This is a genomic window from Streptomyces aurantiaciflavus, assembly GCF_049808595.1.
GTDB lineage: Bacteria > Actinomycetota > Actinomycetes > Streptomycetales > Streptomycetaceae > Streptomyces.
This window is the reverse complement of the sequence record NZ_JBNCAQ010000045.1, coordinates 1-21,741: the sequence shown is the minus strand read 5'-3', so window position 1 is coordinate 21,741 and position 21,741 is coordinate 1. Positions and strand designations below refer to the sequence as shown.

Genomic DNA, 21,741 nt, shown 5'->3' with positions numbered 1-21,741 from the left:
TGAAGGGCACCCGCAGCCGCCCTGGTTTTTACAGGTACTGTCCGGTGTTCGCCACCGTGTCGATGGAGCGTCCGGTGTCGGAGCCCTGCTTTCCGGTGATGAGGGTGCGGATGTAGACGATCCGTTCGCCCTTCTTTCCGGAGATGCGGGCCCAGTCGTCCGGGTTGGTGGTGTTGGGCAGGTCCTCGTTCTCCTTGAACTCGTCCACGCAGGCCTGGAGGAGGTGGGAGACGCGGAGGCCCTTCTGGTTCTTCTCGAGGAAGTCCTTGATCGCCATTTTCTTGGCGCGGCCGACGATGTTTTCGATCATGGCGCCGGAGTTGAAGTCCTTGAAGTAGAGGACTTCCTTGTCTCCGTTGGCGTAGGTGACTTCCAGGAAGCGGTTTTCCTCGGATTCGGCGTACATGTGTTCCACGGCCGTCTGGATCATGCTCTGGACGGTGGTGGTCTTGTCGCCGCCGTGTTCGCCGAGGTCGTCCGAGTGGAGTGGGAGTCGTTCGGTGAGGTACTTGCCGAAGATGTCCTTGGCGGCTTCGGCGTCCGGGCGTTCGATTTTGATCTTCACGTCGAGTCGGCCGGGGCGCAGGATGGCGGGGTCGATCATGTCCTCGCGGTTGGAGGCGCCGATGACGACCACGTTCTGCAGGCCTTCCACGCCGTCGATCTCGGCGAGCAGCTGGGGGACGATGGTGTTTTCCACGTCCGAGCTGACGCCGGAGCCGCGGGTGCGGAAGAGGGATTCCATCTCGTCGAAGAAGACGATGACGGGGGTGCCCTCGCTGGCCTTTTCGCGGGCGCGCTGGAAGACGAGGCGGATTTGCCGTTCGGTCTCGCCGACGTACTTGTTGAGGAGCTCGGGGCCCTTGATGTTGAGGAAGAAGCTCTTGCCGGCGGCCTGGCCGGTGACTTCGGCGACCTTTTTGGCCAGTGAGTTGGCGACGGCCTTGGCGATCAGTGTCTTACCGCATCCAGGGGGGCCGTAGAGCAGGACGCCCTTGGGCGGCCGCAGTTCGTGCTCCTTGAAGAGGTCGGGGTAGAGGTAGGGAAGCTCGACCGCGTCGCGGATGGCTTCGATCTGGTTGCCGAGGCCGCCGATCTGCTCGTAGCCGATGTCGGGGACCTCTTCGAGGACGAGTTCTTCGACCTCGCTCTTGGGGACGACCTCGTAGACGTAGCCGGAGCGGGGTTCGAGCAGGAGGGCGTCGCCGGGGCGGATGGTGACGTCCAGCAGCGGCTCGGCGAGCCGTACCACCCGTTCCTCGTCGGTGTGCCCGAGCACCAGGGCGCGTTCGCCGTCCTCGAGGATTTCCTTGAGGGTGACGATGTCCCCGACGCGTTCGAACTCCATGGCTTCGACCACGTTGAGGGCTTCGTTGAGCATCAGTTCCTGGCCGCGTCGGAGCTCTTCGAGGTCGACGCCGGGGCTGACGTTCACGCGGAGTTTGCGGCCTCCGGTGAAGATGTCGGCGGTGCCGTCCTCGTTCGCCTGCAGGAAGACACCGAAGCCGGCCGGGGGCTGTGCGAGTCGGTCGACTTCTTCCTTGAGGGCCACGATCTGGTCTCGGGCCTCGCGGAGTGTGTTGGCGAGTCGCTCGTTCTGGGCGGACACGCCGGCCAGGTTGGTCTGCAGCTCGACGATCCGCTCTTCGAGAATCCTCGTGTGTCGCGGAGAGTCGGCGAGCTTGCGTCGCAGGACGGCGATCTCCTGCTCAAGGTAGGCGATCTGCCCGGCAGGGTCGTCGGACCCTCGTCCCGGGCGGATGCCGCGGTTCATGTCGTCGTCGTGGGCTGCCACGGTCCTCACCTCCTCCAAGGGGAGCTGGACGCTTCCAGACCCTACCTGGGTGGGTGTCGATTGAAACCCCTAGATCACAAAGACTGTCGAGGTGTGTCCGATCTTCACCCTTGCGCTCTCCCTCACGCCAGGGGAATACCCACCGAACATGATTGGAAAGCGGCCGGGGGTAGGGTCGAAGTGTTCAACACCCGTCAGAGCCTGCATCGTTCCCGTGCGGCTCTGTACTAAACGGCAGGAGATATGGGCGTGCAGCAGGAGGCCGGTGTCGGCGGGGAGGCGCTGGAGGTCTGGATCGATCAGGATCTCTGTACCGGCGACGGGATCTGTGCGCAGTACGCGCCGGAGGTGTTCGAGCTGGACATTGACGGTCTGGCGTACGTGAAGGGCTCCGACGAGGAGCTTTTGCAGGCCAAGGGGGCTGCGGCGCCGGTTCCGTTGCCGTTGTTGACGGATGTCGTGGACTCGGCGCGGGAGTGCCCTGGCGAGTGCATCCATGTGCGAAGGGTTTCGGACAGGGTGGAGGTCTACGGTCCGGACGCGGGGTGATCGGGCGCGTACGGGCTGTTACTTCTGTCTGATTTCTCACACGGGCTGGTGGCTTGGTTCAGACGCTGTGGGTGCCGGCTGGCGTCGTGCGGATGAACCTCTTGTCCTTCCATTGCCAGTTGGCGCTGTCCTTGACGTCGGGGCAGCAACTGGGCACGTCGGCCGAGGAGTAGCCGAGGTAGGTGGCGTGGACGGTGCCGTCCTCGATGGAGAGGGCGGTGATGGTGAGGCGTTCCTTGGGGGTGACGAGGGTGGCCACCACACGTGGGGTGGTGGCGTGGGCGCCCTGGGTGAGGACGTAGAGGGCGTCGGGTGGGGTGCCCATCGGGGCGTCGCAGTGGACCACGGCGACAGTTTCCGGCCTGCCGTCTCCGTCGAGGTCGCCGGTGGCCTTTTTCTGTACGAGGGCTTTGACGGGGCCGCATTCGAGCGGGAAGTCGACGCCGGTGGTCGTGGGGGCGGCGGCGGTGAGGGGGGCGGACTTGGTGTCCGGGCCGGTCGGCTGGGCGGCCGTCGCCGGGTTGGGCTGGAGGACCGAGGAGAGGGCGACGACGCCGGCCAGGGCGGTGGCGGTCGCGAGCCAGTGGATCGGCCGGGTGTGGGTGTGCGCCAGTTCCGGGACGGCGGATTGCACTAGGAGCGTCTCCTGTGAGGGCTGTGCCGGTGGGGGTGGCCTGCATCGTGCCACACGTCACAGTGCGGGGGAACGGCGGGGTGCGGGATCTCGGACTGGGGGCCTCGGGGTTCGGGGTGGTGGGGTTCAACGCAACGGCGCCGTGGCCGAGTTCCGGTGGTGTTGCGGGAACTCGGTCGCGGCGCCGGTTCGTTGGCTGCGGCGGGGGCGTGCCGTTTCAGCGGCCGAGGCCTCCGTCGGCGTTGGGGCCGGCGTAGTCCTCGCCGTAGGCGCCCTTGGCGGGGCGGCGGCGGCGCATGGGGGGCTCGACTCCGTCGGCGAGGCGGCGGGCGGTGAGCAGGAAGCCGGTGTGGCCGATCATGCGGTGGTCCGGGCGGACGGCCAGGCCCTCGATGTGCCAGTTGCGGATCATCGTTTCCCAGGCGGTGGGCTCGTTGAAGGAGCCGATTTCGCGGATGGACTCGACGGTCCGGGCGAGCTGGGTGGTGGTGGCGACGTAGCAGCAGAGGATGCCGCCGGGGACGAGGGCCTTGGAGACGGCCTCGAGGCACTCCCAGGGGGCGAGCATGTCGAGGATGACGCGGTCGACGTCGGTGTCGGACAGGTTGTCCTGGAGGTCGCCGACGGTGAGCTGCCAGGCGGGGTGGGGGCCGCCGAAGTAGCGCTCGACGTTCTGTCGGGCGATGTCGGCGAAGTCCTCGCGGCGCTCGTAGCTGTGGAGCATGCCCTGGTCGCCGATGGCGCGCAGCAGGAAGCTGCTGAGGGAGCCGGAGCCGACGCCGGCCTCGACGACGCGGGCGCCGGGGAAGATGTCGGCGAAGGCGAGGATCTGCCCCGCGTCCTTGGGGTAGACGACGGCTGCCCCGCGGGGCATGGACAGGACGTAGTCGGGGAGCAGGGGGCGCAGCGCGAGGTAGGCGACGTTCCCGGTGGTGCGGACAACGCTGCCCTCGGGTGCGCCGATCAGTTCGTCGTGCGGGAAGGAACCCTTGTGGGTGTGGAAGTTCTTCCCGGCTTCGAGCGTGAACGTGTAGTGGCGGCCCTTGGGGTCGGTCAGCTGTACCTGGTCCCCGACCTTGAAGGGCCCGCGCCTGCGGGCGGCACCGGTCGGTTCGGACATGTGAACAGCCTACCGGTCCCCGGGGGGAGCGCCGACCACTGCCGGTGTGTGCGGAAGCCGCGGGCCGTCTGTGGCCGGTCGCGCCCGTGCGGCGGTGGCCGCAGGTCGGTACAGCGCGGCGTCCTGGCCCCGCTTACCTGAAGGTGTGTGTTCAGTTGGGTCTTGCCATGGCCTTCACGAAAGCGCGCTCGACGTCCGCTGCTGACAGGACGCCGTAGATCTCGCCGGTCTCCTCGACGACCAGGTACTCGGTGGCGGGGGTGGCGCGCAGGGCGTCCAGGAGGTCCTCGCCCGCCAGTTCCGCCGAGACGCGCATGCCGTCGGTGAGTTCCTGGGCGAGGCCGCTGACGGCGACCCAGGGGCGGCGGTGTTCGGGTACGCCGACGATGGCGGCCTCGCGGACGAGGGAGAGGGGTTCGCCGTGGGCGTCGACGACGACCAGGGCGCGGGCGCCGGCGTCGTTGGCGCGGCGCAGGGCTTCGGAGAGCGGGGTGTCGGACTCGACGGGGACGGCGCGGCGGGTGAGGTTGCGGGCGCGTAGTTCGGGGAGGTGTTCGCGCAGGCGGGCCATGCGCAGGCTGTTGCCGGCGCCGGTCCAGATGATCGCGGCGAGGATGGCGGCGAGCAGGGCGTCCATGACGGTGTCCATGCCGACGCTGTCCTCGGCGGCGTCTCCGAGTGCCCCGGACTGGGTCAGCAGGGGCAGCCCGATGAGGACGGAGACGGCGAGGGCGCGGCCGACCCAGGCGGCGGCGATGGTGCCGCTCATGGGCCTGCCGGTGATCTTCCAGACGATGGCGCGGAGCATGCGGCCGCCGTCGAGGGGGAGGCCGGGCAGGAGGTTGAAGACGGCCACGATGAGGTTGGAGATCATCAGGCCGGCCAGCAGCACTCCGGGGACGGTGCCGGGTTCGACGGGTTGCAGGGCGAGGTAGAAGAGGCCCGCGAGGACGAGGGAGAGGAGCGGCCCGACGAAGGCCAGCCAGAACTCGCGGCCCGGGGTCTCGGCCTCTTTCTCGATTTCGGAGACGCCGCCGAAGAACTGGAGCTGGATGCGGCGGACCGGGAGTTTGAAGCGGAGGGCGGCGACCGTGTGGGCGAGTTCGTGGATCAGGACGGAGGCGTAGAAGGCGACGGCGAAGAAGAGGGAGACGAGGTAGCGGGCGGCGCCGAGTTCGGGCAGCACGCGCTCGAGCTGGCCGCCGAAGACCCAGGTGATCAGGGCGGCGACGAGGAACCAGCTGGGGGCGACGTAGACGGGTACGCCGAAGGGGCGGCCCATCAGCAGGCCGCCGCGGGGCTCCGGGGGACGTGGCGGGCGGCCGCCCTTGGCGGTGGCGGGGGCTTCGCCGAGGGCGGGGCCGTGGGGTGGTTCGGCGGCGGTGTGGGCTCGGGGGTGGTCGGGGTGGAGGTCGGCTCGGGGGTCCGGTGCGGAGGGGCCGGGCACGGGCGGGCCGGCTGGGGGCGGGCCGCTCGGTGCGGGGGTGGTGGTGCCGGTGGTGTGCGGGGCCTCGCCCGTCTTGTCCGTCGGCTGTTCCGTCGCGGGCCGGTGGTCTTCCGGCGCGAACGTCTGCTCGGGTCGCGTTGCGGGTCGGTCTTCTTCCGCCGCGGACGTCTGCTCGGGTCGCGTCGCGGGTCGGTCTTCCTCCGCCGCGGACGTCTTCCCCGGTTCCGTCGCCGGCCTGTCCTCGTCCTTCACGGGCGGCTCTTCGGGCTTCGTCGCGGAGGTCTCGGGTTCGGTCACGGACGTGTCGGGTTCGGTCACGGACGTGTCGGGTTCCGTCGCCGGCGTCTCCTCGGGTGTGGCCGGCGGGGGTGCAGGTGTCGCGTGGCGCTCGGCCGACTCTTCGCTGTCCGGCCGCGGCCGCCCGCTCCCGCCGCTTTCCACCACGGTGTCCCCTCGTTCGAAGCAACTCCCGCTCCTGCCGGGCGGGAGGGTCTCGGGACCGATGGTATGCGTCCGTCGGGGCGCGTTCCGCCCCGGCACCCCCTGTGTTTCCCCGGCCGTCGCCGGTGTGCGGGCCGCGGCTGGGTGACTGTCAGTGGTGGGCCGTAAGGTCTGGGGTCATGGAGAGCAGCAGCGAGGGCGTCGCCGAGGCGGGCGACGGTGGTGCCGTGGAGGTCCGGCCGCAGGCGGGGGCCGAGAAGGCGGTGGCGGGTGCCGTCGAGAAGGCTGTCGTGGCGATACCGCCGGCTTCGCTGTCGCCGTCCCGTGCCGGCGACTTCATGCAGTGCCCGTTGCTGTACCGGTTCCGGGTGATCGACCGGCTGCCGGAGAAGCCGAGTGCGGCGGCCACGAAGGGGACGCTGGTGCACGCGGTTCTGGAGCGGCTCTTCGACGCCCCGGCGGCCGAGCGGACGGCGCCGCGGGCCAAGTCGCTGATCCCTGGTCAGTGGGACCGGCTGCGTGAGTCCCGGCCGGAGGTCGTGGAGCTGTTCGCGGACGATCCGGAGGGTGAGCGGCTGGCGGGTTGGCTGGCGGAGGCGGAGCAGCTGGTCGAGCGGTGGTTCACGCTGGAGGATCCGACGCGGCTGGAGCCGGCCGAGCGGGAGCTGTTCGTCGAGGCCGAGCTGGAGTCGGGGCTGAGGCTGCGCGGGATCATCGACCGGGTGGACGTGGCGCCGACCGGTGAGGTGCGGATCGTCGACTACAAGACGGGCAAGGCGCCGAGGCCGGAGTACGCCGAGGGTGCGCTGTTCCAGATGAAGTTCTACGCCCTTGTCGTGTGGCGTCTGAAGAAGGTGGTCCCCCGGCGGCTGCAGCTGGTGTATCTGGGCAGCGGGGAGGTGCTGACGTACGACCCGGTGCTCGCCGATCTGGAGCGGGTGGAGCGCAAGCTGCTGGCGTTGTGGGAGGCGATCCGGCTGGCGACGGAGACGGGTGACTGGCGGCCGCGGCCGACGAAGCTGTGCGGCTGGTGCGATCACCAGGCGCACTGCCCGGAGTTCGGTGGTACTCCCCCGCCCTATCCGTTGCCGGTGAGGGTGGCGGAGTCCGGCAGCGTCTCGCAGGGCAGAATGGGGCCGGACTAGCGAAGGAGATCTACGTGGCCATCCGCGTCCTACTGGTCGACGACCAACCGCTGCTGCGCACCGGCTTCCGGATGATTCTGGAGGCGGAGCAGGACATCGCGGTGGTCGGCGAGGCCGGAGACGGTCTTCAGGCCCTCGACCAGGTGCGGGCCCTGCAGCCCGACGTGGTTCTGATGGACATCCGCATGCCCCGCATGGACGGTGTGGAGGCGACGCGGCAGATCACCGGGCCGGGGCGGGACGGCCCGGCGAAGGTGCTGGTGCTGACGACCTTCGACCTCGACGAGTACGTGGTGGAGGCGCTGCGTGCCGGTGCCAGCGGTTTTCTGCTGAAGGACGCTCCGGCGAACGAGCTGGTGCAGGCGATCCGTGTGGTGGCCGCCGGTGAGGCGATGCTCGCGCCGAGCATCACGCGCCGGCTGCTCGACAAGTACGCCACGCATCTGCCGTCGGGTGACGAGCCGGTGCCGGACACGTTGCACACGCTCACCGACCGTGAGGTGGAGGTGCTGAAGCTGGTGGCGCGGGGGTTGTCGAACGCCGAGATCGCCGCCGACCTGTTCGTCAGTGAGACCACGGTCAAGACGCATGTGGGGCATGTGCTGACCAAGCTGGGGCTGCGTGACCGGGTGCAGGCCGCGGTGTACGCGTACGAGAGCGGGTTGGTGCGGCCCGGCGCGCAGTAGCAGGTCGTCGTACGGCACGGAGGGCGCCCCTTCCTGACCCAGGGGCGCCCTCCGCGTTCGTGTCGGTCTTTCAGCCCTTGTTGAGTTCCCAGAAGCGGAAGACCGTGGAGGCGTCGAGGCAGTTCTCCAGGCCGTAGACGTCCTCGTGGACGACGGCGTACTGCTTGGCCTGCCAGACGGGGAGGACGGGCAGCTGCTCGGCGACGATGTCCTGGAGCTGTGCGTAGTCCTGGTTGGTGGTGGAGCGGTTGCTCGCGGCGGCGGTGCGCGGGATGAGGGTGTCGGTGATCGTGCCGTTGGTGTAGTTGTTGCTCAGCACGTTGCCCTTGCCGAAGAAGGGCGCGGTGAAGTTGTCGGCGTCGGGGTAGTCGGGCACCCAGCCCTTGACGTACACGCCGTACTTGCCGGCCTCGATGTCCTTCTCGTACTGGTCGTAGGCGACGGACTTGACGTCGGCGTCGAACAGGCCGCTGGCGTTGAGCTGTTGGGCGATGGCCTTCAGTTCGGCGTCGGTGGCGGGGCCGTAGCGGGAGGGGGTGGACCACAGGGTGAGTTTCACCTTGCCGGTGATGTCCTCCTTCTGGAGCGCGGCGGCTGCCTTGGCCTTGGAGGGGCGGGCGCCGTAGCGGTCGAAGAAGGCGGTGGTGTGGCCGCCGATGCCGGCCGGGATGATCGAGTACAGCGGGTCGGCGGTGCCCTGGTAGACGTCCTTGATGAGGGCTTCGCGGTCGATGAGGTGGGCGATGGCCTGGCGGACGCCGAGCTTTCCGGCGACGGGGTCGTCCATGTTGAAGACGAGGTGCTGGACTTCGGCGCTGCTGCCTTCGACGATCTCGACGCCCGAGCTGTCGTTGCTCTGCTCGATGTCGGATATGTCGGCGGCGGTGAGGCCTCGGTAGGCGATGTCGACCTCGTCGTCGAGGAGGGCCTTCTTCAGCTTGGCCTGGTCGCCGTGGAAGAACTTGAGGGTGACGCCGGTGTTCTGGGTCTCGGCGGTGCCCCTGTAGTTCTCGTTGACGGAGAAGACGGCTTCGTCCTCGCCGAAGGAGTCCAGCTTGTAGGGGCCGGAGCCGACGGCCTCGCCGTCCTTGCGCAGGCCGTCGGCGTCGTACTGGCGGTGGTCGACGATGGAGCCGGCGCCGGAGGCGATCTTGCTGGGGAAGGTGGCGTCGGAGACCTTCAGCTTGAAGACGACGGTCTTGTCGTCCGGCGTCTCGACCTTGTCGAGCATGGGGAACATGATCGCGGGGCCGGCGTCGTCGTTGATCTTCAGCATGCGGTCGAAGGAGAACTTGACGTCCTCCGAGGTGAGGGCGTCACCGTTGCTGAACTTCAGGCCGTCCTTCAGCGTGCACTTGTAGACCTTGGTCTGTGTGTCGCTGAAGGAGCACTCCTCGGCCGCGTCGGGCTCGGGTTCCGTGCCGCCCTTCGGGAAGCTCAGCAGCGACTGGAAGACGTTGTTGAACAACAGCCAGGAGCCGGGGTCGTAGCCGGACGCGGGGTCCGTGGCCAGGACGTCGTCGGACATCCCCATCACCACCGAGGAGCCGTCGCCCCCCGAGTCGCCGCCCTGCGAGCCGCATCCGGTCAACAGGCCGGAGGCCAGCCCCGCCACGATGGGCAGTACCGGCCACTGGTTGCGCATGTTCACGTAGGTGTGCCTTGTCGTCGGTCTCGTACTCCGGGGCCACCGCCATGGGGCCCCGGGCCAATGGAGGGTTCGTCAGCCGCTGACGCCGCGGGAGAGCTCCCACAGCTGAAGGGTCGCGGAGGAGTTGAGCACGTATGCGGTGCCCGTGATGTCGTCGCTGGAGGCGACGTACTGCTTGCCCTGCCACAGCGGCAGGATGGGGACGTCCTCGGCGACGATGTCCTGAATCTCCGTCAGGCTCTTGGCGGCGGAAAGGCGGTCGGCCTCGCGGCGGGACTTGGGGATGAGGTCGTTGATGATCTCGCCGTTGGCGTACGGGGACTTGAGGAAGTTGTCCTTGTCGAGGAACGGTGCGACGAAGTTGTCGGCGTCGGCGAAGTCGGGGAACCAGCCCATGCCGTAGACCGCGTACTCGCCCTTGCGTTCGGCGGGGACGAACGCGTCCCAGGGCGTGCCCTGGAGGGAGACGTCGAAGAGGCCGCTGTCGTTGAGCTGCTTCTGCAGCTGCTCGAACTCCTTCTTCGTGGCCGGGCCGTAGTGGTCGGTGGTGTAGTTCAGCGTCAGCTTGACGGGGGTGCTGACGTCGGCCTTCTCCAGCAGTGCCTTGGCCTTGGCGACGTCGGGGTCGCCGTAGGTGTTGAAGAACGAGTTGGAGTGGCCGGTGATGGAGGCCGGGACCAGGGAGTACAGCGGTTCGGCCTGGGAGCCGTAGACCTTGGAGACGAGTTCGCTGCGGTCGATGACCTGGGCGATCGCCCGGCGGACGGCCTTGCTCTTCACGACGGGGGCGGTGGTGTTGAAGCCGAGGTAGCGGATCTCCAGGCCGGCCAGTTCGACGAGGTCGTCCTTCTTGTCCCGGGAGGCGTCGGAGAGTTTGTTGATCTGCTCCGGCGACATGGTGCGGGTCATGAGGTCGATGTCGCCCTTGTCGAGGGCGGTGCCCATCTTGTCGGCGTCCGTGAAGGAGACCATCTCGACCTTGTCGTTCTTCACGTCCAAGGTCCCCTTGTAGTCGGGGTTCTTGGTGAAGACGGCCTTGGTCATCTCGTCGCCGTCGGTCTCGGCCTTGAGGGTGTAGGGGCCGGAGCCGTCGACCGAGAAGCCGTCGCGCAGCTTGCCCTTGTCGTAGTCGTCGGGGTTGACGATGCCGGCGACCGGGGTCGAGAGCTTGAACGGGAACGTGGCGTCGGCGGTCTTGAGGTGGAAGATGACTTCGTTGTCGCCCTGCGTCTCGACGGTGTCGATGGTGGACAGCAGAGCGAACACGCCGGAGTCGGCCTTGATGGCGCGGGCGCGGTCGATGGAGAACTTCACGTCCTGGGCGGTGATGGCGTCGCCGTTGGAGAACTTCAGGCCGTCGCGCAGCTTGCAGGCGTAGCGCTCGTTGCCGCTGTCGGTGAACCCGCAGCTCTCGGCGGCCTCGGGGACGGGGTCGCCCTCGCCCTTGGGCTGGATCATCAGGGTCTGCACGGTCTGGCGCAGGATGTTCCAGGTGCCGACGTCGTAGGAGTACGCCGGGTCGAGCGGCGCCGGGGCGTCCTTGGTGGCGGTGAACCGGTCGGTGGTGCCGACGACGATGGCGTCGCCGCTGCCGCTCCCGCTGTCGGACCCACCACAGGCAGCGAGCACGGGTGCGAGCAGACCCACTACGGTGGGCAGCACCAAAGTCTTGCGGTTCATGCTCGAGTTTCTCCAGAGCTGTCAAGTCCGTGTACCCGGCATGCAGGGGTGTCGCGGCGGGTCACGGGGGTAAGTGCGATGTTCTCGCCGACGAGATTAGTCCGCACCGGCATGAGGGTTCGCCGCCACCGGAGTTGAAACCCCATCACGCAGCGAAACCGGGTGTGGACGCACTGAAAACCCGACAGTGGAATGATTCGTGCAGCGTTCCATGAATCAGGACACAAGGGCGCGCCCACACCCCCCGATCGAGGAGGAAAAGCACACCGGGACGCCTCTGTCGACCCCCGGTCGCGTGGGGAAGCTCACATGCTCCGGGGGGTCCGTACAGAGCGGAATTCAGCCGTCGGTGGTGATCCGAATTCACCGGGCGCACACGTGCCGAATTCCTTGTTATCGGCGGTGCACGCTGGGTGAACGCCTATCGCATTTCCGTCATCGGGAGATCACCAATGATCGTCTCGTTGATCAGCGGAGCGGCATCAGACCGCGCAGAAATGTCAGGTCGACCTCTTCCAGCGAGGCCACGACGGTGCGCCGGGGGGCCGGGGGGATGGGGGCGACGGAGGGCACCGCGACGACCTGGCAGCCCGCCGCCTCGGCGGCGGCGACCCCGGTGGCGGTGTCCTCGACGACGGCGCATCTGGCCGGATCCGCACCGAGCCCGGCGGCGGCGAACAGGTAGGGGTCCGGGTGCGGCTTGGTGCGCGCGACCTCGTCTCCGGCGACGGTCAGGGCGAAGTGCTGGGGGCCCAGCGAGGTGAGGACGCGGTCGATGATGCGCCGGTGCGAGGCGGAGACGAGGGCCGTGGGGACCTCGTGCTCGGCCAGTTCGGCCAGCAGTCGGGCGGCTCCCGGCATCAGCGGCAGGGCACGGGTGATGCGGTCCTCGAACCCCTCGTTGAGCAGGACGGTGAGTTCGGCGAGGGTGATGTCGGCGCCGGTCGCCTCGATCAGGAACCCGGCGCTGCGGGCCATGGGTCCGCCGACCACGACATGGCGCCAGGAGTCGTCGAGGGTGTGGCCGAGTCCGGCGAAGACCTCTACCTCGACGCCCCACCAGAAGCCCTCGGTGTCCACCAGGGTGCCGTCCATGTCGAGGAGCACCGCCTGAAGGGCCGAGCCTTCGGCCGTGCGGGTTCCGAGCGCGGTAACCGTACTGGTCATCCACGTACCTCCGTGAAGGGACGAGCAGGCCGGTTCCCATCAGGGGAACCGGCCTGGAGTGGACCGACCAGTGTACGACTTATCCGATCAGTGTGCTCCGTGAGACACGCTCGGCTGTGTGCTTCACCACCGTGCGGCTCGTCACGGTGCGTCTCAGCACGGTGCGTTTCGTCACCGGGCGCTCATCGGGCGTTGAAGTACTTCGCCTCCGGGTGGTGGATCACGATGGCGTCCGTGGACTGCTCGGGGTGGAGCTGGAACTCCTCCGACAGGTGGACGCCGATCCGCTCGGGCTGGAGCAGCTCGGCGATCTTGGCGCGGTCCTCCAGGTCGGGGCAGGCGCCGTAGCCGAGGGAGAAGCGGGCACCGCGGTACTTCAGGGCGAACATGTCCTCCATGTCGGCGGGGTCCTCGCCGGCGAAGCCGAGTTCCGAGCGCACGCGCGCGTGCCAGTACTCGGCGAGCGCCTCCGCCAACTGCACGGACAGGCCGTGCAGTTCGAGGTAGTCGCGGTAGGAGTTCGACTCGAAGAGCTTGGCGGTCTCCTCGCCGATGCGGGAGCCGACGGTGACGACCTGGAGGCCGACGACGTCGGTCTCACCGGACTCCTGCGGGCGGAAGAAGTCCGCGAGGCACAGCCGGCGGCCGCGGCGCTGGCGGGGGAAGGTGAAGCGGGTGCGTTCGTTGCCGTGCTCGTCCAGGAGGATCAGGTCGTCGTCCTTGGACACGCAGGGGAAGTAGCCGTAGACGACGGCGGCTTCGAGGAGGTTCTCGGTCTGGAGCCTGTCCAGCAGGCCTCGCAGCCGCGGCCGGCCCTCGGTCTCGACGAGTTCCTCGTAGGTCGGCCCGTCGCCGGTGCGTGCCTGCTTCAGGCCCCACTGGCCCTTGAAGAGGGCGCCCTCGTCCAGCCAGGAGGCGTACTCCTTGAGCTGGATGCCCTTGATGACGCGGGTGCCCCAGAACGGCGGCTCGGGGACGCGGTTGTCGGTGGCGACGTCGGAGCGGACGTGGCCTTCCTCGGGGCGCTCCTCGACCTGGACGGCGGCCGTGGAGCGGACGCGGCGCTGCTTCAGCTCGGGCAGCCTGGCGCCGGGTACGCCGCGCTTGACGCCGATGAGGGCGTCCATGAGGCGCAGGCCCTCGAAGGCGTCGCGGGCGTAGCGGACCTCGCCCTCGTAGATCTCGTGCAGGTCTTGCTCGACGTAGGCGCGGGTGAGGGCGGCGCCGCCGAGGATGACCGGGAAGTCGGCGGCCAGGCCCCGGGCGTTGAGCTCCTCCAGGTTCTCCTTCATGATCACCGTGGACTTGACCAGGAGCCCGGACATGCCGATGACGTCGGCGCGGTGCTCCTCGGCCGCCTCCAGGATCGCGGAGACCGGCTGCTTGATGCCGAGGTTGACGACGTTGTAGCCGTTGTTCGACAGGATGATGTCGACGAGGTTCTTGCCGATGTCGTGGACGTCGCCGCGGACGGTGGCCAGCACGATCGTGCCCTTCCCCTCCGCGTCGGACTTCTCCATGTGCGGTTCGAGGTGGGCGACGGCGGCCTTCATGACCTCGGCGGACTGGAGGACGAACGGCAGTTGCATCTGGCCGGAGCCGAAGAGTTCGCCGACGACCTTCATGCCGTCCAGGAGGGTCTCGTTGACGATGTCGAGGGCCGGGCGGCTCTGGAGGGCCTCGTCGAGGTCGGCCTCCAGGCCGTTGCGCTCGCCGTCGATGATGCGGCGCTTGAGGCGCTCCTCCAGGGGCAGGGCGGCCAGTTCCTCGGCCTTGCCGGCCTTGAGGGACTTGGCGGTGGCGCCCTCGAAGAGCTGCATGAGCTTCTGGAGGGGGTCGTAGCCCTCACTGCGGCGGTCGTGGATCAGGTCGAGGGCCGTTTGGACCTCTTCCTCGCTGAAGCGGGCGATCGGCAGGATCTTCGAGGCGTGGACGATCGCGGAGTCCAGGCCGGCCTTGACGCATTCGTCGAGGAAGACGGAGTTGAGCAGGATGCGGGCGGCCGGGTTGAGGCCGAAGGAGATGTTCGACAGGCCCAGGGTGGTCTGGACGGCGGGGTGGCGGCGCTTGAGCTCGCGGATCGCCTCGATGGTGGCGATGCCGTCCTTGCGGGACTCCTCCTGACCGGTGCAGATGGTGAAGGTCAGGGTGTCGATGAGGATGTCCTCCTCGCGGATGCCCCAGTTCCCGGTCAGGTCGGCGATCAGCCGTTCGGCGATCTCGACCTTCTTCTCGGGGGTGCGGGCCTGGCCCTCCTCGTCGATGGTCAGGGCGATCAGCGCGGCGCCGTGCTCTTGCGCGAGCTCGGTGACCTTGGCGAAGCGGGACTCGGGGCCGTCGCCGTCCTCGTAGTTCACGGAGTTGATCACCGCGCGGCCGCCGAGCTTCTCCAGGCCTGCCCGGATGACGTCGACCTCGGTGGAGTCCAGGACGATGGGCAGGGTGGAGGCGGTGGCGAAGCGGCCGGCGAGCTCCTCCATGTCGGCGACGCCGTCACGGCCGACGTAGTCCACGCACAGGTCGAGCATGTGCGCGCCCTCGCGGATCTGCTCGCGGGCCATCTCGACGCAGTCGTCCCAGCGGCCCTCCAGCATGGCCTCGCGGAACTTCTTGGAGCCGTTGGCGTTGGTGCGCTCGCCGATGGCGAGGTAGGAGGTGTCCTGGCGGAAGGGGACCGTCTGGTAGAGGGAGGCGGCGCCGGGCTCGGGCTGGGGGCTGCGCTCGACGGGCGTGGCGCCGCGCAGGCGCTCCACGAGCTGCCGCAGGTGCTCGGGGGTGGTGCCGCAGCAGCCGCCGATGAGGTTCAGGCCGTAGTCGCGTACGAAGGTCTCCTGCGCGTCGGCCAGGCCCTTGGCGTCGAGCGGGAAGTGGGCGCCGTCCTTGGTGAGGATCGGCAGGCCGGCGTTCGGCATGCACAGCAGCGGGGTGCGGGAGTGGCGGGCCAGGTAGCGCAGGTGTTCGCTCATCTCGGCGGGGCCGGTGGAGCAGTTCAGGCCGATCATGTCGATGCCGAGGGGCTCCAGCGCGGTCAGGGCGGCGCCGATCTCCGAGCCGAGCAGCATGGTGCCGGTGGTCTCGAACGCCATCGAGACCAGCAGCGGTACGTCGACGCCGGTGGCCTGCATGGCGCGCCGGGCGCCCAGGATCGAGGACTTCGTCTGGAGGAGGTCCTGGGTGGTCTCCACGATCAGGGCGTCCGCGCCGCCGGCGAGCAGGCCCTCGGCGTTCGCCTGGAAGCCGTCGCGCAGTGTGCCGTAGCCGATGTGGCCGAGGGTCGGCAGCTTCGTGCCGGGTCCGATCGAGCCGAGCACCCAGCGCTGGCGGCCGTCGCGGGCGCCGAAGTCGTCGGCGGTCTCGCGGGCGATGCGGGCGCCCGCCTCGGACAGCTCGTGGACGCGGTCGGCGATGTCGTACTCGGCCATGGCGGAGTGGTTTGCGCCGAATGTGTTGGTCTCGACGCAGTCGACGCCGGCGTCGAAGTACGCCTCGTGGACGGAGCGGACGATGTCGGGCCGGGTGAGGTTGAGGATCTCGTTGCAGCCCTCGAGGTTCTCGAAGTCCTCGAGGGTGGGCTCCTGGGCCTGGAGCATGGTGCCCATGGCTCCGTCGGCCACCACCACACGGGTGGCGAGGGCCTCACGGAGCGCGGACACACGGGTCCGGCTGTCGGCGGAAGGGGTCGGCGGCACAGAGGCCATGAAAGGGCTCCCTCGGATGCGACGGCTGTCGGCTTTTGCGGCGCCCGCGGTCGCTCCCCGAGCCGCCCCCGCGGGCCGGCACACGGAGCTTCCCGTGGAGGGCGCTCGCCGCCAGGGTAGCCGGGTCCGGGGCTTATGGTCAGGGCTGTCCACGGGACGGACGAGGATGGCGGCCGCGTCACCGCCGGGAAACGAGTGACGCAACACGAATCGACCGACCATTAGCGGGAGGTCGGCATGGACCGGTAGTGTTCGACATTGCCGAACAAGGGCGGCCGCATGCTGCGCGTGGACGGTCGAAGGGGACGGAGGCAGGACGGCGATGGCACGGAACATCCAGTCGCTCGAACGGGCGGCCGCGATGCTGCGGCTCCTCGCGGGGGGCGAGCGGCGGCTCGGCCTGTCGGACATCGCCTCGTCCCTGGGTCTGGCCAAGGGTACGGCCCACGGCATCCTGCGCACCCTCCAGCAGGAGGGCTTCGTCGAACAGGACGACGCCTCCGGGCGCTATCAGCTGGGCGCGGAGCTGCTGCGCCTGGGCACCACCTACCTCGATGTGCACGAGCTGCGGGCGCGCGCCCTGGTGTGGACGGACGACCTGGCCCGCTCCAGCGGCGAGAGCGTCCATCTGGGCGTGCTGCACCAGCAGGGCGTGCTGATCGTGCACCACGTCTTCCGGCCCGACGACAGCCGGCAGGTCCTGGAGATCGGGGCGATGCAGCCGCTGCACTCCACGGCCCTGGGCAAGGTCCTGTCGGCCTACGACCCGGTCGCGCACAGCGAGGCGCTGGAGGCCGACCGCAAGCCCTTCACGGACCGCACGGTGTGCGAGCCGGAGGACTTCGAGCACCTCCTCGACATCACGCGCGCGCGCGGCTACGCGGCCGACGTCGAGGAGACCTGGGAGGGCGTCGCGTCCATCGCCGCGCCCATCCACGACCGGCGCAGGATGCCGGTGGGGGCGGTCGGGATCACCGGCGCGGTGGAGCGCCTGTGCCGGGACGGCGAGCTGCGCCCCGAGCTGATCGCGGCGGTACGGGACTGCGCCCGCGCGGTGTCGCGGGACCTGGGCGCCGCGCGCTTCTGAGGACCTGGCGAGCGCCGGGAAGGACGCCGAAGGCCGAGAAGGGCGCCGGCGGAGCCCGAGAAGTGCCTCGACCGCGCACCAGAAAGCCCCAGGAAGCCCCAGAAGTACGCAGGATCGGGCCGGAACGTCGTACGACGTTCCGGCCTTCGATTTACCACCAAATGGGACATAGCGAGCGATGCACCCATACCGGCTCACATGCCAACGCGAAGATCGATAACTGGTGGCGATCAATAACGATCGCGTTTTCGATAACAGAACTCTTGACGCACGTGTAACCCCGGAGCAAGACTCCCGTCCATCGGTCGGCATTGTCGAACACCTACCGGCAATACGCGCTAGAGTGTGACAACGCCAAGGGCCGGCATCGCCCTCACCCCCGAGGGCAGCTCGAACCTCCGGAGGGACCCGGGGTTCGGTCCCCTGGACGAAGGACAAAGGAGTCGCGGGTGTCCAGCTCCGACATCTTCATCGGCGAGACCATCGGTACCGCCATACTCATCCTGCTCGGCGGTGGCGTCTGCGCCGCTGTCACGCTGAAGGCCTCCAAGGCCCGGAACGCCGGCTGGCTCGCCATCACCTTCGGGTGGGGTTTCGCCGTTCTGACGGCCGTGTACACCTCGGCGCCGCTCTCCGGCGCCCATCTGAACCCGGCCGTGACGGTCGCCCTCGCCATCAAGGACGGCGACTGGAGCAACGTTCCGACCTACTTCGCCGGACAGCTGCTCGGCGCCATGATCGGTGCGACTCTGGTGTGGGTCGCCTACTACGGCCAGTTCCACGCCCACCTCACCGACAAGGAGATCGTCGGCGGTCCGGGGGCTCAGGCCACCGCGGCCAAGGCCGTCGAGGCCCAGGAGAAGGGCGCCGGCCCGGTTCTGGGCATCTTCTCCACCGGTCCGGAGATCCGCAACGCGGTGCAGAACCTGCTCACGGAGATCATCGGCACCGTCGTGCTGGTGCTCGCCGTCCTCACGCAGGGCCTGAACGACAGCGGCAAGGGCCTCGGCACCCTGGGCGCGCTGATCACCGCTCTCGTGGTGGTGTCGATCGGCCTCTCCCTCGGTGGCCCGACCGGCTACGCGATCAACCCGGCCCGTGACCTCGGTCCGCGCATCGTGCACGCCCTCCTGCCCCTGCCCAACAAGGGCGGTTCCGACTGGAGCTACGCCTGGATCCCGGTCGTCGGTCCGCTGATCGGCGGCGCGATCGCTGCAGGCATCTACAACGTCGCATTCGCCTAGGAGCAACGAGCTTCACCCGTTGGAGCACGAAGCACCGAAACTCTCAGCACGCGCCGTACGTAAAGCCCCTTAACCACGGAATTTCCAGGAGTACACAGTGACCGACGCCCACACCGCCGGCCCGTTCATCGCGGCCATCGACCAGGGCACGACCTCCAGCCGCTGCATCGTCTTCGACCGGGACGGCCGGATCGTCTCCGTCGACCAGAAGGAGCACGAGCAGATCTTCCCGAAGCCGGGCTGGGTCGAGCACGACGCCACGGAGATCTGGACCAACGTCCAGGAGGTCGTCGCCGGAGCCATCGAGAAGGCCGGCATCACCCGCGACGACATCAAGGCCATCGGCATCACCAACCAGCGCGAGACCACCGTGCTGTGGGACAAGAACACCGGTGAGCCCGTCCACAACGCCATCGTCTGGCAGGACACCCGCACCGACGCCCTCTGCAGGGAGCTCGGCCGCAACGTCGGCCAGGACCGCTTCCGCCGCGAGACCGGTCTTCCCCTCGCCTCCTACTTCGCCGGTCCGAAGGCCCGCTGGCTGCTGGACAACGTCGAGGGTCTGAAGGAGCGCGCCGAGGCCGGCGACATCCTCTTCGGCACCATGGACACCTGGGTCATCTGGAACCTGACCGGCGGTGCCGACGGCGGCAAGCACGTCACGGACGTCACCAACGCGTCCCGCACCATGCTGATGAACCTGCACACCATGGAGTGGGACGAGAAGATCGCCGAGTCGATCGGCGTGCCGCTGCAGATCCTGCCCGAGATCCGCTCCTCCGCCGAGGTCTACGGCGAGATCAAGGGCGGAAAGCTGGGCGACCTGCTCGGCGGCATCCCCGTCGCCTCCGCGCTCGGCGACCAGCAGGCGGCCCTCTTCGGCCAGACCTGTTTCTCCGAGGGCGAGGTCAAGTCGACGTACGGCACCGGCACCTTCATGGTGATGAACACCGGTGACAAGATCATCAACTCGTACGCGGGCCTGCTGACCACCGTCGGCTACAAGATCGGTGACCAGCCGACGGTCTACGCCCTCGAGGGCTCGATCGCCGTCACCGGCTCGCTGGTGCAGTGGATGCGCGACCAGATGGGCCTGATCTCCACCGCCGCCGAGATCGAGACGCTCGCGCTCTCGGTCGAGGACAACGGCGGCGCCTACTTCGTGCCCGCCTTCTCCGGCCTGTTCGCCCCGCACTGGCGCTCCGACGCCCGCGGTGTGATCGCCGGCCTGACCCGGTACGTCACCAAGGCGCACCTCGCCCGTGCCGTCCTGGAGGCCACCGCCTGGCAGACGCGTGAGATCGCCGACGCCATGGTCAAGGACTCCGGCGACGAGCTGGTGGCCCTCAAGGTCGACGGCGGCATGACCTCCAACAACCTGCTGATGCAGACCCTCTCGGACTTCCTGGACGCCCCGGTGGTGCGCCCGATGGTCGCCGAGACCACCTGCCTCGGCGCCGCCTACGCCGCCGGTCTCGCCGTCGGCTTCTGGTCCAGCACGGACGAGCTGCGCGCCAACTGGCGCCGGGCCGCCGAGTGGACCCCCCGCATGGACGCGGAGACCCGCGACCGTGAGTACAAGAACTGGCTCAAGGCCGTCGAGCGGACCATGGGCTGGATCGAGGACGACGAGAGCTGACGAGAGCCGAAAAAGCTCCGACGCCGGCTCTGATGAGGAGTAAGAACCCGAAATGACCAGTCAGTCCACCCTGCAGTCCGTGCCTGCCCTCGGTGCGCGCCCGGCCTCCGGCTCCAACCCGAGCCGGGCCGAGACCCGGGAGCAGCTCTCCAAGGCGTCGTACGACCTTCTCGTGATCGGCGGCGGCATCCTGGGCATCTCCACCGCCTGGCACGCCGCGCAGTCCGGCCTCAGGGTGGCTCTGGTCGACGCCGGCGACTTCGCCGGCGCCACCTCGTCCGCCTCCTCCAAGCTGCTCCACGGCGGTCTGCGCTATCTGCAGACCGGCGCGGTGAAGCTGGTGGCGGAGAACCACTTCGAGCGCCGTGCGGTGTCTCGCCAGGTGGCCCCCCACCTGGCGAACCCGCTCACGTTCTACCTCCCCGTGTACAAGGGCGGGCCGCACGGCGCTGCGAAGCTCGGGGCGGGCGTCTTCGCCTACTCCGCACTGTCCGCGTTCGGCGACGGCGTCGGCCACCTGCTCAGCCCCGCGAAGGCGGCGCAGGACGTGCCGGAGCTGCGCACCGAGAACCTCAAGGCCGTGGCCGTGTACGGCGACGACCAGATGAACGACGCGCGCATGGCGCTGATGACGGTCCGCGCGGCCGTCGAGGCGGGTGCCGTGGTGCTGAACCACGCCGAGGTCTCCGGCCTGCGCTTCACCAAGGGCCGGGTGACGGGCGCGGAGCTGCGCGACCGCCTCTCCGGCGACGAGTTCGGCGTGAACGCCCGCCTCGTGCTCAACGCGACCGGCCCCTGGGTCGACCACCTGCGCAAGATGGAGGACCCGAATGCGGCGCCGTCGATCCGTCTGTCGAAGGGCGCGCATCTGGTCCTGAAGCGCACCTCCCCCTGGAAGGCCGCGCTCGCCACCCCGATCGACAAGTACCGCATCACCTTCGCCCTCCCCTGGGAGGACATGCTCCTGCTCGGCACGACCGACGAGGAGTACGAGGGCGACCCGGCGGACGTCTCGGTCAACGACAAGGACATAGCCCAGATCCTGGACGAGGCCGCGTTCTCCATCCGCGACCAGCAGCTCGACCGGGACCTCATCACGTACGCCTTCGCGGGTCTGCGGGTGCTGCCGGGCGGGCCCGGCGACACGGCCAAGGCCAAGCGCGAGACGGTCGTCACCGAGGGCAGGGGCGGGATGCTGTCCGTGGCCGGCGGCAAGTGGACGACGTTCCGCCACATCGGCCGTACCGTCATGCAGAAGCTGGAGGCGCTGCCGGGCCACCCGCTCGGTGACGACTTCGAGCCGATCTCCTCGCTGCCGAAGAAGCTGCCGCTGCCGGGTGTCGCCAACCCGCGCGCGGTCGCCCACCGGCTGCTCGTCGACCACCCGGCGCCCGGCCCGCGCATGGCGGCGGACACCGCCAGGCACCTGGCCACGCACTACGGTTCGCTCGCCTTCGACATCGCCCGCCTGGCGAACGAGAACCCGGAGCTGGGCGAGCGCGTCCACCCCGACGCCCCCGAGATCTGGGCCCAGGTGGTCTACGCCCGCGACAACGAGTGGGCCGAGACCCCGGACGACGTGCTGCGTCGCCGGACGACGCTGACGATCCGCGGCCTGGCCACGGACGACGTCCGGGCGAAGGTCCAGGACCTGCTCGACAAGAAGTAGACCCTCCGCCGGCCCACTCCCCTGACCGGGGCCGGCACCGGGAACGGCCCCTCCGCACCGGGGTCGGCACCACGAGAGGGGGGGGGCCC

Annotated in this window: 15 protein-coding genes; 7 read left to right on the top strand and 8 right to left on the bottom strand. The window is 69.0% G+C overall.

What is annotated here, in order from left to right:
* Positions 1-28: 28 nt before the first annotated feature.
* Complete coding sequence (arc, locus tag ACPT94_RS36985) at positions 29-1,795, bottom strand: proteasome ATPase (RefSeq protein ID WP_360346460.1); 1,767 nt, start codon at positions 1,793-1,795, stop codon at positions 29-31.
* Positions 1,796-2,038: 243 nt separating this feature from the next.
* On the opposite strand from arc, the gene ACPT94_RS36980 reads away from it, so the two are divergent.
* A complete protein-coding gene (locus ACPT94_RS36980) occupies positions 2,039-2,344 on the top strand; it encodes a ferredoxin (protein WP_425247848.1) in 306 nt (101 codons plus the stop codon).
* A 58-nt stretch (positions 2,345-2,402) separates the two neighbouring features.
* Here the strand turns inward: ACPT94_RS36980 and ACPT94_RS36975 are convergent, their stop codons facing one another.
* The 3 genes from ACPT94_RS36975 to ACPT94_RS36965 all read right to left on the bottom strand — a co-directional run bounded on the left by ACPT94_RS36975 (position 2,403) and on the right by ACPT94_RS36965 (position 5,863).
* A complete protein-coding gene (locus tag ACPT94_RS36975; RefSeq protein WP_360346464.1) occupies positions 2,403-2,978 on the bottom strand; it encodes a hypothetical protein in 576 nt (191 codons plus the stop codon).
* Between the two features lie 217 nt (positions 2,979-3,195).
* Positions 3,196-4,098, bottom strand: coding sequence for a tRNA (adenine-N1)-methyltransferase (locus ACPT94_RS36970; RefSeq protein ID WP_425247847.1), 903 nt, complete (start codon positions 4,096-4,098; stop codon positions 3,196-3,198).
* 151 nt (positions 4,099-4,249) lie between these two features.
* Positions 4,250-5,863, bottom strand: a complete 1,614-nt coding sequence (locus ACPT94_RS36965) for a site-2 protease family protein (protein ID WP_425247846.1) — start codon at positions 5,861-5,863, stop codon at positions 4,250-4,252.
* A gap of 302 nt (positions 5,864-6,165) precedes the next feature.
* On the opposite strand from ACPT94_RS36965, the gene ACPT94_RS36960 reads away from it, so the two are divergent.
* On the top strand, positions 6,166-7,131 hold the full coding sequence (locus tag ACPT94_RS36960; protein WP_360346470.1) for a RecB family exonuclease: 966 nt from the start codon (positions 6,166-6,168) through the stop codon (positions 7,129-7,131).
* A gap of 14 nt (positions 7,132-7,145) precedes the next feature.
* Positions 7,146-7,817: a response regulator gene (locus tag ACPT94_RS36955; RefSeq protein WP_020141342.1), complete on the top strand. Its 672-nt coding sequence runs from the start codon at positions 7,146-7,148 to the stop codon at positions 7,815-7,817.
* A gap of 70 nt (positions 7,818-7,887) precedes the next feature.
* Here ACPT94_RS36955 and ACPT94_RS36950 read toward each other — a convergent pair whose 3' ends face one another.
* The 4 genes from ACPT94_RS36950 to metH form a co-directional block, all read right to left on the bottom strand.
* A complete protein-coding gene (locus tag ACPT94_RS36950) occupies positions 7,888-9,468 on the bottom strand; it encodes an ABC transporter substrate-binding protein (protein WP_425247845.1) in 1,581 nt (526 codons plus the stop codon).
* Positions 9,469-9,540: 72 nt separating this feature from the next.
* Positions 9,541-11,148, bottom strand: coding sequence for an ABC transporter substrate-binding protein (locus ACPT94_RS36945; protein ID WP_425247844.1), 1,608 nt, complete (start codon positions 11,146-11,148; stop codon positions 9,541-9,543).
* A 468-nt stretch (positions 11,149-11,616) separates the two neighbouring features.
* Positions 11,617-12,315, bottom strand: coding sequence for an HAD family hydrolase (locus ACPT94_RS36940; RefSeq protein ID WP_425247843.1), 699 nt, complete (start codon positions 12,313-12,315; stop codon positions 11,617-11,619).
* A 182-nt stretch (positions 12,316-12,497) separates the two neighbouring features.
* Positions 12,498-16,013 carry a methionine synthase gene (gene metH, locus ACPT94_RS36935; protein WP_360346478.1) on the bottom strand — a complete coding sequence of 1,172 codons (3,516 nt, stop codon included), beginning with the start codon at positions 16,011-16,013 and terminating at the stop codon, positions 12,498-12,500.
* Positions 16,014-16,335: 322 nt separating this feature from the next.
* Between metH and ACPT94_RS36930 the strand changes: the two genes are divergently transcribed.
* The 4 genes from ACPT94_RS36930 (at position 16,336) to ACPT94_RS36915 (ending at position 21,652) form a co-directional block, all read left to right on the top strand.
* Positions 16,336-17,100 carry an IclR family transcriptional regulator gene (locus ACPT94_RS36930; protein ID WP_360346480.1) on the top strand — a complete coding sequence of 255 codons (765 nt, stop codon included), beginning with the start codon at positions 16,336-16,338 and terminating at the stop codon, positions 17,098-17,100.
* 449 nt (positions 17,101-17,549) lie between these two features.
* Positions 17,550-18,344 carry an MIP/aquaporin family protein gene (locus tag ACPT94_RS36925; RefSeq protein WP_360346482.1) on the top strand — a complete coding sequence of 265 codons (795 nt, stop codon included), beginning with the start codon at positions 17,550-17,552 and terminating at the stop codon, positions 18,342-18,344.
* Positions 18,345-18,441: 97 nt separating this feature from the next.
* Positions 18,442-19,983, top strand: a complete 1,542-nt coding sequence (gene glpK / locus ACPT94_RS36920; protein ID WP_425247842.1) for a glycerol kinase GlpK — start codon at positions 18,442-18,444, stop codon at positions 19,981-19,983.
* A 52-nt stretch (positions 19,984-20,035) separates the two neighbouring features.
* Positions 20,036-21,652, top strand: a complete 1,617-nt coding sequence (locus ACPT94_RS36915; protein ID WP_425247841.1) for a glycerol-3-phosphate dehydrogenase/oxidase — start codon at positions 20,036-20,038, stop codon at positions 21,650-21,652.
* The last annotated feature ends 89 nt before the right edge of the window (positions 21,653-21,741 follow it).

Coding starts and splice junctions, on each gene's coding strand:
- ACPT94_RS36980 (WP_425247848.1), top strand. CDS start 2,039: ATGGGCGTGCAGCAGGAGGCCGGTGTCGGCGGGGAGGCGCTGGAGGTC.
- ACPT94_RS36970 (WP_425247847.1), bottom strand. CDS start 4,098: ATGTCCGAACCGACCGGTGCCGCCCGCAGGCGCGGGCCCTTCAAGGTC.
- ACPT94_RS36960 (WP_360346470.1), top strand. CDS start 6,166: ATGGAGAGCAGCAGCGAGGGCGTCGCCGAGGCGGGCGACGGTGGTGCC.
- ACPT94_RS36945 (WP_425247844.1), bottom strand. CDS start 11,148: ATGAACCGCAAGACTTTGGTGCTGCCCACCGTAGTGGGTCTGCTCGCA.
- ACPT94_RS36940 (WP_425247843.1), bottom strand. CDS start 12,315: ATGACCAGTACGGTTACCGCGCTCGGAACCCGCACGGCCGAAGGCTCG.
- metH (WP_360346478.1), bottom strand. CDS start 16,013: ATGGCCTCTGTGCCGCCGACCCCTTCCGCCGACAGCCGGACCCGTGTG.
- ACPT94_RS36930 (WP_360346480.1), top strand. CDS start 16,336: ATGGCACGGAACATCCAGTCGCTCGAACGGGCGGCCGCGATGCTGCGG.
- ACPT94_RS36915 (WP_425247841.1), top strand. CDS start 20,036: ATGACCAGTCAGTCCACCCTGCAGTCCGTGCCTGCCCTCGGTGCGCGC.